Source organism: Paenibacillus sabuli (assembly GCF_014705605.1).
Taxonomy (GTDB): Bacteria; Bacillota; Bacilli; order Paenibacillales; family Paenibacillaceae; genus Paenibacillus_D; species Paenibacillus_D sabuli.
Genome location: NZ_JACXIZ010000011.1, coordinates 228080 through 244530, shown reverse-complemented (window position 1 = coordinate 244530; position 16451 = coordinate 228080). Strand labels below are relative to the sequence as shown.

Below are 16451 nucleotides of genomic sequence, written 5' to 3'. Positions count from 1 at the left end.
ATGGATGTGATGAAAAATGACGCAGCAACACCATGAACGGCGTGAGACCGCCAAATCCCGGGAAGCGTTCGCCCGGGCGAAGCAGCTCATCCCCGGGGGCGTAAATTCCCCCGTTCGCGCCTTCAAATCGGTCGGCCTGACCCCGGTCTATGTGGCGCGCGGCGAAGGGGCGCATATCGACGACATCGACGGCAACCGCTATCTGGACTATGTCCTGTCCTGGGGACCGCTCATCGCCGGGCACGCGCATCCGGAAGTGGTCGCAGCCGTGCAGCGCACTGCGGCCGATGGCACGAGCTTCGGCGCGCCGACCGAGCTGGAGACGCAGATGGCGGAGCTCGTCGTGGAGCGGATGCCGTCGGTGGAGATCGTGCGCATGGTCAACTCCGGCACGGAGGCGACGATGAGCGCGCTGCGGCTGGCGCGGGGGTACACGAGCCGCACCAAAATCGTCAAGTTCGAGGGCTCGTACCACGGCCATGCCGACAGTCTGCTGATTAAGGCAGGCTCGGGCGTGGCCACGCTCGGTCTGCCGGACAGTCCCGGCGTACCGGCGCAGGTGGCGGAGCATACGATTACGGTGCCTTACAACGATCTGGAGGCGGTCAAGGCGGTGTTCGAGCAGCTCGGCGAGCAGATTGCGTGCGTCATCGTCGAGCCGGTGGCGGGCAATATGGGCGTCGTGCCGCCGCTGCCGGGCTTCCTGCAGGGCCTGCGCGATGTGACCGCCCAATATGGCAGCCTGCTCGTGTTCGATGAGGTCATGACGGGCTTTCGCGTCGGCTACGCCAGCGCCCAGGGGCTGTACGGCATCACGCCGGATCTGACCTGCATGGGCAAGGTGATCGGCGGCGGCCTGCCGGTCGGCGCCTATGGCGGACGCCGCGAGATTATGGAACAGATGGCGCCGTCCGGACCGATCTACCAAGCGGGTACGCTGTCCGGCAATCCGATCGCGATGGCCGCGGGCTACACGACCCTGAAGCTGATGACGCCGGAGGCGTACGAACGATTGGAACGGCTCGCGGCAGCGCTTCAGCTCGGCCTGGAGAACAATGCCCGCAAGCACGGCGTACCGTGCACTTTCAACCGCGTCGGCTCGATGCTGTGTCCGTTTTTTACCGAGCAGCACGTGATCAACTACGCCTCGGCCAAGACGGCGGATCTGGAGCGCTTCAAGGCGTATTTCGCCACTATGCTTGAGCTTGGTGTCAACATTGCGCCGTCGCAGTTCGAAGGGATGTTCGTCTCTACGGCGCATACCGAGGCGGACATTGCCCATACGATCGCCGTGCACGACGAAGCGCTGCGCCGGCTATAACCGCGCGAACAGGAGGCGTCCGCAATGGAGACCACCGAAGCAAGACGCAAAGGCGAATGGCTGGAGCTCCGCGTCAGCCGGACGCCGGAGTCGGCGCATGCGGCGCGCCTGACGCTGCTGGCGGCGGGGGAGCTGCCGGGCAAATGGCTGAATCGGCTGTATGCCGCCGGCGGGATTCGCGTCGGCGAGGGCTGCATCGGCCTGCGTGTTTTTGCGGACAGCGAGCTCTCCGCCGAGCCGCTCTACGGCCGCGCTGCGGCAGCCGCGGGAACGCTGGTGCCGATCCTGCACGAGGACGACTACTGTCTCGTCCTGGACAAGCCGGCCGGCATGGCCGTCCATCCGAGCGGGCCGGCGCATGGCGGCACGCTCGACGAGCAGGCGCTGCGCCATATGCTGCGCACCGGACAACGCGTGCGCACACGCCACATCCACCGCCTCGACGACGATACGTCGGGGCCGGTGCTGTACAGCAAAAACGACCTGGCGCAGTGGAAGCTGGACGAAGCGATGCGCGCCAAACAGATCGACCGCGTGTATTTGGCGCTCGCGCACGGCCGAATCGGTCCGAATCGTGGCACGATCGATCGCCCCATCGGCCGCGACCGTCATCACGCCGCCCGTCGCCGCGTCTCCTCCTCGGGGGACGCGGCGACGACGCATTACGAGGTAGTGGAGCGCTATGCCGATACGACGCTCGTGCGGGCCTGGCTGGAGACCGGGCGCACGCACCAGCTTCGCGTGCATTTCAGCTCGCTCGGCCATCCCCTTGTCGGCGATGCCCTGTACGGCGGCGCACCCCGGCAGGGGATACGTGCGCAAGCGCTGCACGGCGAAGTGCTGCGCTTCCCGCATCCGTGGAGCGGCGCACGCATCACGGTATGCGCCGCCTCGCCGCGCTGGCTGGCTGCCTTGAGCCGGTAGCGAACTCTAAATAGTAGGCATGCTCTCTCTTTCCCGGCCATATAGATAATAGTGAACCGCCGGCGGACCGCGGGCAGCGGTCCGCCGCGAACGCTGAGAGGGGAGGACGAGAGGTGCTGAATCAATCGAACGGTTTGCGTTTTGACGTATATGAACGCGTGCACCTGCCTGACGACGTAGCGGCCATCGAAGAGCTGGAGGAGATCGAGTTGACGCCGCATATTCAAGCCACCGACCGGGGGCAGCAGGTGCTGCTGCGCGGCAATTTGCTCTTGACGGGGCTCTATGCGCCGCAAGGCGAAGCGGGGGAGTCCCAGCCGCTGGAACATTGGATTCCGGTCGAGATTACGCTGCCGATGAGCCGGGTGCACCGCATGGAGGACATCACCGTCGAGATCGATAATTTTGACGTCGACTTGCTGTCTTCGCGCACCTTGAACATTACCGGAGTGCTGTCGCTGGGAGGGCTGCAGGTCGAGAACACGGCGGTCGAGCCGATCTGGCAGGAGGAGCCGATTACCGCTGTCCATCGCGCTGCCGCGGCGGACACCGCCGAGCCCGCGGAATCCGAAGCGGTGGGAGCGGACGATGCGCGAGCCGGAGAGGCGTCCGAGACGAGCGAGGAGCCGGAATACAAAGCGCCTCCCGCACCCGAGCCGGAGTCGGAGCTGCGAGGCGCCGCCTCCGGCTCGGAGCCGCCGGCTGCCGCCGAACCAATAGCCCCGACGGCACAGCGGGACCTGCCTGCGGCAAGCGCTCCGCAGGAGGCTCCGCACGAAGACCCGGCGCCGTCGCTGCGCGAGCCCGCTGACGGCAGGCCGGACGGGCCATCAACCGAGGCGCCGCCGCCCGCTTCGTCCAGGCCGAAAGAAGCGGCTCAAGCCAATTCCGGTCCGATGGCCTGGACGGCCTTCGGCGAGCGGGACGAGCGTGAGCTTCCGCCGACAGGCGGCATCCCCGGCCTGGACCCGTCCGCAGCGCCGGAGGACCCGCCGGCCGAGACGGCGCAGCCTCTTGCGGAGGCCGTGCAGGCTGCAGAGGCGGCCGAGCCGCCGAACGAATGGACAACGCCTGCCCCGGCAGCGACTCCCGAGGACGCGCCGCCCCAGGAGTCGGAGCCGCAGGGTATGAAAATCGCGTTCTCCGGCAAGCGCCCCGAGTCCGGCCAACAGGAGAAAGAGGGCGTCGGCATCATGACGCTGCTGCATTCCAATCGCCGCGAGCAAGAGGCGCGCTCGACTGCGCAGCAAGCCGAGGCCCAGGCGCAGGCGGCGCAGGTGGAGGAAGAAGCGGCCGCGCTGCCCGGCGGGGAAGAAGTGGAGTGGAAGCGTCTCTTCCTGGGACGCGAGCCGGAGAATGAATTCCGCACCGTGCGGTTGTGCATCGTCCAGCGCGAGGAGACGCTGGACGCGATTGCGACCCGTTACGAGCTGAACCCGCGCGAAATCGCGCTGTACAATCGACTGGACGATCAGACGGTCAACGAAGGACAGATTTTGTATATCCCGCGCTCCGGTTAACCGGCAAGCGCAGTCTATCGCCGTGTTTCGTCGAATCCGCAGACGCCGCCAGGGGTCTGCTTTTTTTATGAGTCGATGGGAGCGTCGCTTCCCATTGACTCTTGCTCCCAAGACGGGTATGATAGAGCTAATTATTGCTCATTTTGGCTAACGACGTTGATGGGGAATGTGCGCAGCGAAGCCTTCAGAGAGCGGGACCGGTACGCTGTGAGGTCCTGCAGGATGTAGCTGTGGCCGGTCGCCCCGGAGTTGCTTGCTTCAGCGGATGTCGATCCGTGTCAGCAGGCCGGCTGCAGCCGTTATCTGTTGAAGTGCCGCGCCAGGAGGTCCGAGATCGGGCTTTGCCGGTGGCGGAACAAAGGTGGTACCACGGAAGCTGAAGCTTTTCGTCCTTTGGGCGAGGGGCTTTTTTTATTTTTTGAGATGATGGAGGGTGCTGAAAAAATGGCGGAACCGAATGCGACCGGCGCGATGCCGACCACGTACGATCCGAAGGCGGCAGAACAGAAGTGGTATGACTATTGGATGAAGGGCAACTATTTCGAGGCGGGCCGCCGTCCGGACGCGCAGCCTTATACGATCGTGATCCCGCCGCCGAACGTGACGGGCATGCTGCATATCGGGCATGCGCTCGATTTTACGCTGCAGGATATTATGGTCCGGACCAAGCGCATGCAGGGCTACGACGCGCTGTGGCTGCCCGGCAGCGACCACGCGGGTATCGCGACGCAGACCAAGGTGGAGCAAAAGCTGCGCGAGGAGGGAGTCAGCCGTTACGATCTGGGCCGCGAGGCGTTCCTGGAGCGCGTCTGGGATTGGAAGGAAACCTATGCCGGCACCATCCGTGCCCAGTGGGCCAAAATGGGCTTCTCGCTCGATTATTCGCGCGAGCGCTTCACGCTGGATGAAGGGCTGTCCAAGGCGGTCCGCGAAGTGTTCGTCAAGCTGTACGAAAAAGGGCTCATCTACCGCGGCAAAAAAATCATCAACTGGGACCCGGCCGCCAGAACGGCGCTGTCGGATATCGAGGTGGAATACAAGGAAGTGCAAGGCCGTCTTTACCACTTGCAATACCCGCTCAAGGACGGCGGCGGCTCGATTACGGTGGCGACGACGCGCCCGGAGACAATGCTCGGCGACACGGCGGTAGCCGTCCACCCGGAGGACGACCGCTATCAGCATCTGATCGGCCAGAAGCTCGTGCTGCCCATCGTCGGCCGCGAGATTCCGATCATCGCCGACGAATATGTCGAGCGCGAATTCGGCAGCGGCGCCGTGAAGATCACGCCTGCGCACGATCCGAACGACTTTGAGATGGGGCTGCGGCACGAGCTGCCGCAGATCATCGTTATGGACGAAGGCGGCGTCATGAACGAGGAGGCCGGGCCGTATCAAGGGCTCGACCGCGCCGAGTGCCGCAAGCGAATCGTCCAGGACCTGCAGGCGCAGGGCGTATGCACGAGCATCGAAGAGCATGTGCATCAGGTCGGACACAGCGAGCGCAGCGGCGCTGTCGTCGAGCCGTATTTGTCGACGCAGTGGTTCGTCGCCATGAAGCCGCTCGCGGACCGCGCGATCGAGGCGCAGAAGGCCGGCGAAGGCGTCCGCTTCGTGCCGGATCGCTTCGAGAAAATATACTTGCAATGGATCGAGAACGTGCGCGACTGGTGCATCTCCCGTCAGCTCTGGTGGGGGCACCGGATACCGGCCTGGCACTGCGCGGATTGCGGACGCATCCATGTCGCGCACGACGCTGTCGCCGCATGCGAGCAGTGCGGAGGGGCGAATCTGACGCAGGACGAGGACGTGCTGGACACCTGGTTCAGCTCGGCGCTGTGGCCGTTCTCCACGCTCGGCTGGCCGGAGCAGACGGCGGATCTGCAGCGCTTCTATCCGACGAGCCTGCTCGTAACGGGCTACGACATTATCTACTTCTGGGTGGCGCGGATGATCTTCACGGCGCTGGAGTTCACCGGCAGCGTGCCGTTCCGCGATGTGCTGATGCACGGGCTCGTCCGGGATGCCGAAGGCCGCAAAATGTCCAAATCGCTCGGCAACGGCGTCGATCCGCTCGAGGTGATCGAGCGCTACGGCGCCGACGCGATGCGCTTCATGATCTCGACCGGCAGCACGCCGGGACAAGATCTGCGCTTCCGCTGGGAGAAGGTCGAACAGGCGCGCAACTTTGCCAACAAGATCTGGAACGCCTCGCGCTTCGTGCTGATGAATCTGGAGGGCGTGACTGCGGAGCAGATCGACATTGCGGTGCCGCTTGGCACGGCCGACCGCTGGATCCTGCACCGGTTGAACGAGACGTCGCGCGAGATCACGCGGCTCATCGACAGCTACGACTTCGGCGAGACGGGCCGCGTGCTCTACAATTTCATCTGGGACGACCTGTGCGACTGGTACATCGAATTCGCCAAGCTGGCGCTGTACGGCGAGGACGAGGCGGCCAGGCGCGCCACGCAGTCGGTCCTGGTGTATACGCTCGATCGCACGCTGCGCCTGCTGCATCCGTTCATGCCGTTCATCAGCGAGGAGATCTGGCAGCATCTGCCGCATGAGGGCGAGACGATCGCACTCGCTGCCTGGCCGCAATACGAGGCGGCGCTGGAGTCGCCGGACGCCGTCGCGGAGATGGAGCTGCTGATGGATGTCATTCGCGCGGTGCGCAACATCCGGGCCGAGGTCAATGTGCCGATGAGCAAAAAAATCGAGCTCCTGATCAAGTCTTCGGACGAAGCGAGCGAAGCGATTCTGATGCGCAACGCCGAATACGTACGCCGTTTTTGCGGCACCTCGCTGCTGGAGACGGATCGGGCGCAGGCTGCGCCGGAAAAGGCGATGACCGCCGTCGTGACCGGCGCCGAGCTCTATCTGCCGCTCGCCGGACTGATCGACATCGGCCAGGAGATCGAGCGGCTGGAGAAGGAATTGGCCCATCTGAGCAAAGAGGTCGAGCGCGTGGAGAAAAAGCTGGCCAATGCCGGCTTTGTGGCCAAGGCGCCGGCCCGGGTCATCGAGGAAGAAAAAGCGAAAATGCAGGATTATGCGGACAAGCGCGGCAAAGTCGTCAAGCGGATCGCCGAGCTGCGCGGCTAGTCGAATCGGCAACGGAAGAAGGAAGAGGCCATGAGAGAAACGGAAAAAGAACGCGAGAGCGGCCGGCCTTTCGGCTCCTACGAGGAGGCGAGCGGCTGGATCGAGGGCTTGGTGCCGCTGGGCATCCGTCCCGGATTGGAACGAATCGAATTGCTGCTCGATCGGTTGGGCAACCCGCATCGCCGGCTCCAGTTCATTCATGTCGCCGGCACCAACGGCAAAGGCTCGGTGTGCGCGTATTTGACAAGCGTGCTGCGCGAGGCCGGCTACGATGTCGGCACCTATACCTCCCCATATTTGACCCGGCTTACGAATCGTTATCAGTATAACGGGAGCGATATCGGGGAGCAGGATTTGCTGGAGCTGGCTTGCGAGCTCAAGCCGCATGTCGATGCGGTGGCGGCCACCGAGCTTGGCTCGCCGACGATGTTTGAAGTGTCGACGTTGTTGGCGATACTGTTCTATGCAAGGCGCGCGTACCCCGATTATGTCGTATGGGAGACCGGCCTGGGCGGCAGGCTCGATGTGACCAATGTAGTCAACCCGGTAATCTCGGTGATCACCAACGTGGGGCACGACCACATGGACATTCTCGGCGACAGCCTGCTCGCGATCGCCAAGGAGAAGGCCGGTATTATCAAGCCCGGCGTCCCGATCGTCAGCGCGGTCAGTCAGCCGGAGGTGCGCGAGCTGATGCGCGAGACGGCGGCCGCCCGCCGCAGCACGCTCTATCTGCAGGACGAGCAGTTCCGCACGGTGCTGCGCGAGGCGCGTCCGGGCGAGCAGGTATTCAGCTTCGAGGGGCCGTTCCGCGCGCTCGATCCGCTGCGCATCTCGCTCAGCGGGGCCCATCAGATCGACAACGCAGCCGTGGCGGTCATGGCGCTGGAGGTGCTGCGTCAGTACAATGCGCTGATTGTAGAAGACGAGGCCATGGCACGGGGGCTGGCGGACGCCGCTTGGCCCGGGAGGCTGGAGATGATCCGGCAGGAGCCGCGCATTCTGCTGGACGGCGCCCACAATCCCGAAGGGGCCGAGGCGCTGGCTGCGGCGCTGCGCAGCACGTACGAATACGGCGAGCTGCACCTAATGCTGGGAATGCTGGCAAATAAGAATCATCGGGAGACGTTAAAGCATATACTACCACTAGCGAAGACGGTCATTGCCACGGAGCCGGATTTCCGCAAGCGTCTGAGCGCCGAAACGCTGGGCGAGCTGGCGGAGGAGATCAGGGGCAACCATGCGTTCGAGCTGATCGTGGAACCGGATTGGCGCGCCGCACTGCAGCGGCTGGAGGCGATTGCCGCGCCGAGTGACCTGGCCGTCGTGACCGGGACGCTTTACCTGATCGCTGATGTTCGTTCCCGTTTGCTGAATAATACGGAATCTGAAAAAGGTTGGTGAAACGTCTTTGAACACGGCGGAGCACGTTCACTTTATTGGCATTGGCGGCTACGGCATGAGCGCAATCGCCAGAGTCATGCTAGAGATGGGGTACCGGGTGACCGGATCGGATGTGGCTAGCCAGGAGCTCACGCAAAAGCTGGCCGCCGGCGGCGCACGCATCTATATCGGACATCAGGCGGAGCATGTGCAAGGCGCCGACCTGGTCGTCTATTCCACCGCTCTGGCGGCCGACAACGTCGAGCGCCGCGCGGCGCAGGAGCATAACATTCCGATTATTCACCGGGCCCAGATGCTCGCCCGGCTCATGAACGCGGGACGGGGCATCGCAGTGGCGGGCGCGCACGGCAAGACGACAACCTCGTCGATGATCGCGCTGGTGATGGAGAATTGCCGGCTCGATCCGACCTATATCATTGGCGGCGAGCTTGTCAATGTCGGGACGAACGCAAAGGCCGGCAAGGGCGAATACGTGGTGGCGGAGGCGGACGAAAGCGACGGCTCGTTTTTGGAATACCATCCGGAGCTAGCGATCGTCACCAACATCGAAGCGGACCATCTGGAGAATTACGAGGGCAGCTTCGACAAGCTGAAGGCCGCGTACGTGCAGTTCCTCGCGCAGATCAAATCGGGCGGTCGGGCGATCGTCTGCGCCGACGACGAGAATATCCGCGCGCTCCTGCCGGCGCTGCGCGAGCGCCTGCTGGGCGGCGTGCGCACGTACGGCATCGACGCGGACGCGGACTACGCGGCTGCGAATCTGGTGCTCGGCGATCGCAGGGTGCGCTTCGACGTCCGCAGCGGCGCGCAGCTGCTCGGCACGATCGAGCTGCCGGTTCCGGGCCGGCACAATGTGTACAACGCATTGGCTACGGTTGCGACCTGCCTCGAGGCGGGCGTCGCTTTTGCTGACATTGCCGCCGGACTGCGCGAGTTCCGCGGCGCGAAACGGCGCTTTCAGGTGCTCGGGGAGGAGCACGGCATCCTGGTCATCGACGATTACGCTCATCACCCGACCGAGATTCAGGCGACCATCAGCGCGGCCAAGGCGACCGGGCACCGCATTATTGCGGTATTCCAGCCGCAGCGTTACTCGCGGACCTTTTTCCTGCTCGAGCAGTTCAGCCGTTCGTTCGGCGAGGCCGACGAGGTCATCATCACCGACATCTACTCGCCCGCCGGCGAGCGTCAGATCGAAGGCGTCAATGCGGAGCGGCTGGTCGAGCTGATTCGGACCAACAGCCATGCCGCCGCTCGTCATATTCCAACCAAGGAGCAGGTATTGGAGCATCTGGAAGGCCGTGTCGAGCCGGGCGATCTCGTCTTGACGATGGGCGCAGGCGACATCTGGCGCGTTGCCGTGCAGCTGGCGGACACGCTGCGGGGACGCAGCGGCGCCGGTACCGGCACTGCACCTTGATTTTTTGCAAATGAATTCGCGGAACGAAACGCCTGCATCGGTTACTGGACCGAGCGGGCGTTTTCGCGTTTATACTCATATCTCTCTTATGCCTTTCATAGAGTAGTAGTATAAGACAGAAGGCAAGGAGAGCGATACAAATGAGTGCCAAAGCGCGCATGACGTTTCGATTTGATTCGCGTCCGGAGGCCGGCCCGGCTATCGAGGTCGAGCGCTCGGAGCGGCCGTCGTCCCAGATGAAGAGCAAGTCCGCCGCACCGCTGGAAGGTTCGCGGACGGCGCATTTGCAGGAGGTTCGGAGCGAGGAGCGCCCGGAGAAAAAAGGGAAAGCCGTGAACCTCGAGCCTCCCAAAGTCGTCTCCTTGTTTGAAGAACAATTGACTTTTGCCGAACCGCAGCCTTGGATCAGCCCGTTCCAGGACGATCCGGCCGCGCTGGAGCGCCTCATTCGGGAGGCGGACGGCCAGCGGCCCGAGCCGCAGCAAGCGGCGTCCTCGGACAAGCGGCCGATGACGGCCGCCGATGTATACGACGAAGTCGCGCTGGGCGAGTCGCCCGGCGCAGTTCATCATACGAAGGACGCGCCGCCGGAGACGCTGAAAGGCGCACAGGCGGCGTATGGTGAACCGCATGGCGAGACGAATGGCGTGCCGTATGATGGGCAGACTGCGTACGCCGCCCATCCAGATTATTATGCCGCACTGTCCGAATATCCCGTCCACGGCGCATCAGGCGGCGGCGCCGGGAGGAGGCCGTCGTCCGGCTATCGCCATGCGCCTGCAGCGCCGGGCTCGTGGCTCAAGGTTGCCGTCTCGATCGTCGGCGCCATCGCCACAGGCGCACTGTTCGGCTATATGGTGCTCTGGCTGTTCGGCGGCGGTATGTGGCAGCCGGACAACGCAGCCGCACCCGCGAGCGGAACGGAGCAGCCCCCAGCGGAAGAAGCGACGAGCGCTGCGAACGATCCGGCGGACGCGGGTGCGCCGCTGACGGTGGCGGTGCAAGTGCCGGCCCAGACGTATCAGCTGCTGCAGTTCGGCGTGTTCAGCCAGAGCGAGGGCATGGAGGCTGCGCTCGATCAGCTGCGCGCACGCGGCTACGCCGCCGCGGCGGACGAGCCGGGCGATTACCGGGTCTACGCCGGGATCGGCTCGGGCGAGCAGGACGCCAAGCTGCTCGCGACGCAGCTCTCGGGGCTGGAGGTTTTTGTCAAGCCACTGACGTTGCCGTCGCTGAGCGAGGCCGCTTATGCAGGCAGTCCGGCTACGCTGAGCGATTATGCCGCGCTTACTGACGAATGGGTGCGGCTGACGGCCGATCTGACGATTGCCCATCTGAGCAAGGCCGAGCCGCAGCCGCTCAGCGAGCAGGAGCGCGCGGCGTGGCGGGAGGCGCGAAGCGATTGGGAGCAAGCCCGCGCAGCGGTGTTTGACGGACTTGACGACGCGGGACAAAAGGCGCAGGAAAAGACTGCCGCCGCATGGTCGTCCGTTGCGAAATCGCTTGAGGCCTATGAAGCCAGCCCGTCCCGCGCGCATCTTTGGTCCGCGCAGAGCGCGCTGATGGGCGCGGTGCTGGCCCAAAAACAATGGCTGGAGGAAGCATTGTAAAGACCGTGCAAGCAACGTATAATAAAAAACGGAGTCAAACTTTCATGGTCCATGCCCTGATTGAGGAATGAGGATTAACGGTCGCGTTTTGCGGCCAGAGCATGGCGAGGGACGTTGATGATGAAAAAAAACGCTTGGGTATTGCTTTTGCTTATCGTGCTTGGGCTTGTCGGGGGCGCTCTGGTCGCCATGTGGCTGGAGAGCGTGCCCGGACTGTCGTTTCTTACCCGTACTGCCGACTTGAGCTGGTCGCCGGCGGCGGATCTGCTCGTTGTCGGTTTTGAGCTGTCTATTCGGATCGAAATCAGTCTGCTGAGCATTATCGGCGCTATCGTCGCAGTATGGTTGTATCGAAAAATGTAGATTGCGAGGTGCCGGCGTGCAGAACGAAATGCGCAAGCGGGGGACAAGCTATGACTGTGTGGTGCTGGCCTCCGGCTCGCCGCGCCGGCAGCAATTAATTCGTCAGATGAATATGAAGCTTCCGATCCGGATGCTGCCCACCGACGCCGACGAGTGCACGCCGCAGGATTGGACTCCGCAGCGCGTCGTGGAACAGCTCGCGCTGCGCAAGGCGCGGGCCGCCCGCGGACTGCTCGCTGCAGAGGAAGGCGGGCAGTGCCCGCTCATCATCGGCGCCGATACAATTGTGGCGCTGGGCCGCGAGGTGCTCGGCAAGCCGGAATCGCCGGTCCATGCCGAGCAGATGCTCGGCATGCTCCAGGGCCGGGAGCACAGCGTGTTGACGGGGGTGGCTTGCCTCGGGTCGAACGGCTCGGAGCGGGTCGCTTCGCGCTCGACACGCGTGCGCATGCTTTCGCTGGCGCCGGATCGCATCCGGCGCTATGTCGAGACGGGAGAGCCGATGGACAAGGCCGGCGCATATGCGATTCAGGGCTTCGGCGCCGTCTTCGTGGACGGGATCGAGGGCTGCTATTTCAATGTCGTCGGCCTGCCGTTGTCGCTGCTGGCGGACATGCTTGCCGAATTCGGGATCGATACCGTTTAGACGCACATCCACTATCCAACGGCATGCGGGCGATGTCCCGGTGCAGAAAGAGCAGGTACCTTACACATGGAGACGCATCGCCTTGTTTTGCGCGATGTCCCCAAGGATGAACGACCACGAGAACGTATGCTGCAGCACGGGGCTGAAGCGCTTAGTCATGCCGAATTGTTGGCCATTTTGCTTCGCACGGGTACAAGAGACGAGTCTGCGGTCCACCTGGCCGGTCGCGTACTGAGCATCGGCGGCGGCCTGCGCGGGCTCGCGGATCTGGGCGTGCAGGAGATGACGCGCATTCGCGGGATCGGACAGGCCAAGGCGCTGCAGTTGCAGGCCGGGATCGAGCTGGGACGCAGGATGGCGCGCAGCACGCGCGAGCAGCGGCCGGTCGTGAGGCGCCCGCAGGATGCCGCCGATTACGTGATCGAGCGGTTGCGTTATTTGCAAAAAGAACATTTTGTTTGTCTGTTTTTAGATACGAAAAATCAGATTATCGGACAGGAAACGCTCTCGATCGGCACGCTGAACGCCGCTCTGGTGCATCCGCGCGAAGTATTTCGCGCGGCGATCCAGCATGGCAGCGCTTCGCTCATTTGCGTGCACAATCATCCGAGCGGCGATCCGACGCCGAGTCCTGAAGATATTCGCATGACGGCCCGGCTGGTCGAAGCCGGCGAGCTCGTCGGCATTGACGTGCTTGACCATTTGATCATCGGCGAGCACGGGTTTGTCAGTTTGAAGGAGCAAGGAAGCATGTAATATACTAGAGCTTGGCGTATTCTGAAAGCGGAGAATTCGCTACCTAACGAAAGGAAGATCGAACATGTTTGGCAGTTTCTCGAAGGATCTAGGGATCGACCTTGGGACGGCGAATACGCTTGTCTACGTCAGAGGCAAAGGCATTGTCGTCAGAGAGCCGTCCGTCGTCGCCTTGCACACGGACACCAAGACCATTACGGCTGTCGGCGAGCAAGCCAAAAAAATGATCGGCCGCACACCCGGCAACATTCGCGCCGTGAGGCCGATGAAGGACGGCGTCATCGCCGACTTTGAAACGACGGCCACAATGATCAAGCATTTCATTCGTCAGGCGCAAAAGCAGCGTACGCTGCTGCCGCATCATCCGAACGTGATGGTGTGCGTGCCGTCCGGCATTACGGCCGTGGAGCAGCGCGCGGTCGAGGATGCCACGAAGCAAGCCGGCGCGCGCGAGGCCTACATTATCGAGGAGCCGTTCGCGGCTGCGATCGGCGCCGATCTGCCGGTCTGGGAGCCGACGGGCAGCATGGTCGTGGATATCGGCGGCGGGACGACGGAGGTGGCGGTTATCTCGCTCGGCGGGATCGTGACCAGCCGCTCGATTCGCGTGGCCGGCGACGAAATGGACGACGCGATTATTCAATATATCAAGCGCATGTACAACCTGATGATCGGGGAGCGGACCTCGGAGCAGCTCAAGATGGATATCGGGTCGGCGCTCCCGACAAGCGCGGCCGAATCGATGGAGATTCGCGGGCGCGACCTGGTCACAGGCCTGCCCAAGACGCTGGCGATTACCGCTGAGGAGATCACCGAAGCGCTGACCGACACGGTCAATTCGATCGTCGAGGCGGTCAAGGTGACGCTGGAGAAGTGCCCGCCCGAGCTCTCGGCGGACATCATGGACCGCGGTATCGTACTGACCGGCGGGGGCGCGCTGCTGCGCAATCTGGACAGGCTGCTGGCGCGTGAGACGGGCATGCCGGTCATTGTGGCGGAGAATCCGCTCGATTGCGTGGCGATCGGCACCGGCCGCGCGCTCGAAAATATTCATATGTTCAAAGGCCGCGGCTCCAGCTCGCGCGGCAAGCGATGACGCATTCCGCCGGCCCCCACAGGCAGCCCGGCCCGGCGGCGCGCGGCGCTGCCCGCACGGCCCCGCTGCAGGATCGAGGACGAAGAGTGAGGCGGGTGATCCAGGCTGTTTAAATTTATGGGCAACAAGCGGCTTTTTTTGCTGTTGATCGGGCTGATCTTGTTTATTGCCATTATGGGCTTTTCGCTGGGCGAGCGCCGCAACCTCACCTGGCCGGAGCGCTTTGTCAATGACACGGTAGCTTATGTGCAGCAGTGGTTCTACCGACCCGCCGGCTATTTTGCGGGTTTGTTTGAAGATGTTCGCACCATGGGGCAGATTTATGACGAAAACGAGCGGCTGCGGACCGCTCTGGCCGCTTACGCCCGCGACAAAAACGCGTACGACCGGATGAAACTGGAAAATGAGCGCTTGATGGAACGGCTTGATTTTACCGAAGCGCAAAAAACGAAAAACGACTACGAGTATATTTTCGCGCACGTGATCTCGGCCAGCCCGGATCCATACAACCGTACGATCAAGCTGGACGTCGGCTCCAAGCAGGGCATCACCGAAAATATGGTGGTCACGACGGTGGACGGGCTGGTCGGGTATATCAGCCGTGTCTATCCGCTCTCCTCGACGGTCACGCCGATCACCGAGCTGAACGGACAGGCGCCGGACGTCAAGTCGATCCCCGCTACCGTCGACGGCAAGGAAAGCGAGTCCTACGGCTTTATCGAGACGTACAACCGGGAGACGGGGCAGCTGCTCATGACGCGGATCGCCGAGAACGATCCGCTCGAGGAGGGCGATATCGTCATTACGTCCGAGCTGGCGACGGTATTCCCGCACGGGATCGTCATCGGCGAGGTCGTCTCGCGCCAGGTCGGCGATTTCGGTCTGACCCACACCGCCTACATCGAGCCTGCCGCGCAGCTCGACAAGCTTACGGATGTCTTCGTCGTCAAGGTCCCGCTGTCCCAGACGGAGCTGGCGGAGGAACTGGCCGAGCAAGAGGGCGAAGCGAGCGGAGCGGAGGCGCCGGGCCAATGAAATTTCGCTGGGTGCTGCTTATCATGTTCATGCTTTTTATTCTGGAGGGAACGCTGGCGCAATGGCTTATTCCGCTCGAATGGTCCGGCCGGATCGTCCCCCGCTTTACGTTTGTTTTTGTACTATATGCGGCGCTGTACGCCGGCCGGCATCGCGCGCTGCTGCTCGGCATCTTGTTCGGCATGCTGCAGGATGTCGTCTTTTACGGCCATTTGATCGGCGTGCACGCCTTTACGATGGGCCTTTGCGGATATGTGACGGGGCTGCTGCTCGAGCATCGCCGCGCGCCCATGCTGGCGTCCCTGTCGGTCATCGGCATCGTCTATCTGCTCTTGGAATCGTTGATTTATTTGATTTATCGGGTTTTTCGGCTGACGGCGGATCCGTACGACTGGGTTTTGATGCAGACCATCATGCCGAGCTTTTTTGTGAATCTCGTCTTTGCACTGGCCGTATACATTCCGGCCCGCCGCTGGTTCGAGCGGATCGGCTCGCTCCGCGGTGCGGAGGAGGACGAATCGTGACCGCGGCAGGATATTGGAAGGCATGGCGCGAATTGTATACGGTGGAGGTGGGCCATTCGTGACCGAAAAGCAGCACATTACGATCAAGGGTGTGAAGGAAGGCCTGCTCTTCCTGCTGGACGATGCGTGCGAATTCGACGAATTGCTGCGCGAGCTGAAATACAAGCTGGAAAAATCGCATCATCAGGTGCTGACCGGTCCCTTAATCCATATTCATATCCGACTCGGCAAGCGGACGATCAGCGAAGAGCAGACCGCCCAACTGCGGGCAATCATTCGGGAACGCGGCAATCTGCTCGTGCAGTCGATCGAGGCGGAGCAGCTGGAGACGGCCTGCGCGGCGCAGGAGCAGCCGGGCTTGCGCATCATCTCCGGCGTCGTGCGTTCCGGGCAGACGCTTCGTCATGACGGCCATCTGCTGCTGACCGGCGATGTCAATCCCGGCGGCACGATTTCCTGCAGCGGCGATATTTATGTGCTCGGCGCGCTGCGCGGCGTTGCGCATGCGGGAGACGAGGGCGGCGAGCTGGCGATTATCGCGGCTGCGCTGATGCGCCCCACTCAGTTGCGCATCGGCGATGTCATCAGCCGTCCTTCGGACGAATGGGTGAGTGAAGACGCAGCGATGGAATTTGCCTATTTGTCCGACGGACGGATGCAGGTCGACAAGATTTCGCAGCTGCATCGAATGCGCAAAGAGCCGATCGTGTTTAAAGGGGTGTAAAAC

14 protein-coding genes are annotated in these 16451 nt (G+C 62.9%); all 14 read left to right on the top strand.

Annotated features, from left to right (window positions below; genetic code table 11):
• Positions 1-16 precede the first annotated feature (16 nt).
• The 14 genes from hemL to IDH44_RS05385 all read left to right on the top strand — a co-directional run bounded on the left by hemL (position 17) and on the right by IDH44_RS05385 (position 16448).
• Entirely contained in the window at positions 17-1321 is a 1305-nt protein-coding gene (gene hemL / locus IDH44_RS05450) for a glutamate-1-semialdehyde 2,1-aminomutase (protein WP_190915452.1), read from the top strand.
• 24 nt (positions 1322-1345) lie between these two features.
• Entirely contained in the window at positions 1346-2245 is a 900-nt protein-coding gene (locus IDH44_RS05445; protein ID WP_190915450.1) for an RluA family pseudouridine synthase, read from the top strand.
• Between the two features lie 113 nt (positions 2246-2358).
• Positions 2359-3765 carry a LysM peptidoglycan-binding domain-containing protein gene (locus tag IDH44_RS05440; protein ID WP_190915448.1) on the top strand — a complete coding sequence of 469 codons (1407 nt, stop codon included), beginning with the start codon at positions 2359-2361 and terminating at the stop codon, positions 3763-3765.
• A 444-nt stretch (positions 3766-4209) separates the two neighbouring features.
• The gene (locus tag IDH44_RS05435) at positions 4210-6870 is read left to right on the top strand and encodes a valine--tRNA ligase (RefSeq protein WP_190915446.1); all 2661 of its coding nucleotides are present in this window, start codon (positions 4210-4212) and stop codon (positions 6868-6870) included.
• A 30-nt stretch (positions 6871-6900) separates the two neighbouring features.
• On the top strand, positions 6901-8274 hold the full coding sequence (locus IDH44_RS05430; RefSeq protein WP_190915444.1) for a bifunctional folylpolyglutamate synthase/dihydrofolate synthase: 1374 nt from the start codon (positions 6901-6903) through the stop codon (positions 8272-8274).
• Positions 8275-8281: 7 nt separating this feature from the next.
• Positions 8282-9694, top strand: a complete 1413-nt coding sequence (murC, locus tag IDH44_RS05425) for a UDP-N-acetylmuramate--L-alanine ligase (protein WP_190915443.1) — start codon at positions 8282-8284, stop codon at positions 9692-9694.
• Between the two features lie 140 nt (positions 9695-9834).
• Positions 9835-11304 carry an SPOR domain-containing protein gene (locus tag IDH44_RS05420; protein ID WP_190915440.1) on the top strand — a complete coding sequence of 490 codons (1470 nt, stop codon included), beginning with the start codon at positions 9835-9837 and terminating at the stop codon, positions 11302-11304.
• A 117-nt stretch (positions 11305-11421) separates the two neighbouring features.
• Entirely contained in the window at positions 11422-11667 is a 246-nt protein-coding gene (locus IDH44_RS05415) for a DUF4321 domain-containing protein (RefSeq protein ID WP_317890119.1), read from the top strand.
• A 28-nt stretch (positions 11668-11695) separates the two neighbouring features.
• The gene (locus IDH44_RS05410; protein ID WP_190915591.1) at positions 11696-12313 is read left to right on the top strand and encodes a Maf family protein; all 618 of its coding nucleotides are present in this window, start codon (positions 11696-11698) and stop codon (positions 12311-12313) included.
• A 66-nt stretch (positions 12314-12379) separates the two neighbouring features.
• A complete protein-coding gene (gene radC / locus IDH44_RS05405) occupies positions 12380-13069 on the top strand; it encodes a RadC family protein (protein ID WP_190915438.1) in 690 nt (229 codons plus the stop codon).
• Between the two features lie 64 nt (positions 13070-13133).
• On the top strand, positions 13134-14165 hold the full coding sequence (locus IDH44_RS05400; protein WP_190915436.1) for a rod shape-determining protein: 1032 nt from the start codon (positions 13134-13136) through the stop codon (positions 14163-14165).
• Positions 14166-14282: 117 nt separating this feature from the next.
• Entirely contained in the window at positions 14283-15200 is a 918-nt protein-coding gene (mreC, locus tag IDH44_RS05395) for a rod shape-determining protein MreC (protein WP_190915434.1), read from the top strand.
• On the top strand, positions 15197-15724 hold the full coding sequence (gene mreD / locus IDH44_RS05390) for a rod shape-determining protein MreD (RefSeq protein ID WP_190915432.1): 528 nt from the start codon (positions 15197-15199) through the stop codon (positions 15722-15724). Before mreC ends, mreD begins: the two co-directional genes overlap by 4 nt.
• A gap of 58 nt (positions 15725-15782) precedes the next feature.
• Entirely contained in the window at positions 15783-16448 is a 666-nt protein-coding gene (locus tag IDH44_RS05385; protein ID WP_317890118.1) for a septum site-determining protein MinC, read from the top strand.
• Positions 16449-16451: the final 3 nt, after the last annotated feature.

Excerpts from the sequence above, each read along its gene's own strand:
- hemL (WP_190915452.1), top strand. The coding sequence starts at position 17 with ATGACGCAGCAACACCATGAACGGCGTGAGACCGCCAAATCCCGGGAA.
- IDH44_RS05445 (WP_190915450.1), top strand. The coding sequence starts at position 1,346 with ATGGAGACCACCGAAGCAAGACGCAAAGGCGAATGGCTGGAGCTCCGC.
- IDH44_RS05435 (WP_190915446.1), top strand. The coding sequence starts at position 4,210 with ATGGCGGAACCGAATGCGACCGGCGCGATGCCGACCACGTACGATCCG.
- IDH44_RS05430 (WP_190915444.1), top strand. The coding sequence starts at position 6,901 with ATGAGAGAAACGGAAAAAGAACGCGAGAGCGGCCGGCCTTTCGGCTCC.
- IDH44_RS05420 (WP_190915440.1), top strand. The coding sequence starts at position 9,835 with ATGAGTGCCAAAGCGCGCATGACGTTTCGATTTGATTCGCGTCCGGAG.
- IDH44_RS05415 (WP_317890119.1), top strand. The coding sequence starts at position 11,422 with ATGATGAAAAAAAACGCTTGGGTATTGCTTTTGCTTATCGTGCTTGGG.
- IDH44_RS05410 (WP_190915591.1), top strand. The coding sequence starts at position 11,696 with ATGCGCAAGCGGGGGACAAGCTATGACTGTGTGGTGCTGGCCTCCGGC.
- radC (WP_190915438.1), top strand. The coding sequence starts at position 12,380 with ATGGAGACGCATCGCCTTGTTTTGCGCGATGTCCCCAAGGATGAACGA.
- IDH44_RS05400 (WP_190915436.1), top strand. The coding sequence starts at position 13,134 with ATGTTTGGCAGTTTCTCGAAGGATCTAGGGATCGACCTTGGGACGGCG.
- mreC (WP_190915434.1), top strand. The coding sequence starts at position 14,283 with ATGGGCAACAAGCGGCTTTTTTTGCTGTTGATCGGGCTGATCTTGTTT.
- mreD (WP_190915432.1), top strand. The coding sequence starts at position 15,197 with ATGAAATTTCGCTGGGTGCTGCTTATCATGTTCATGCTTTTTATTCTG.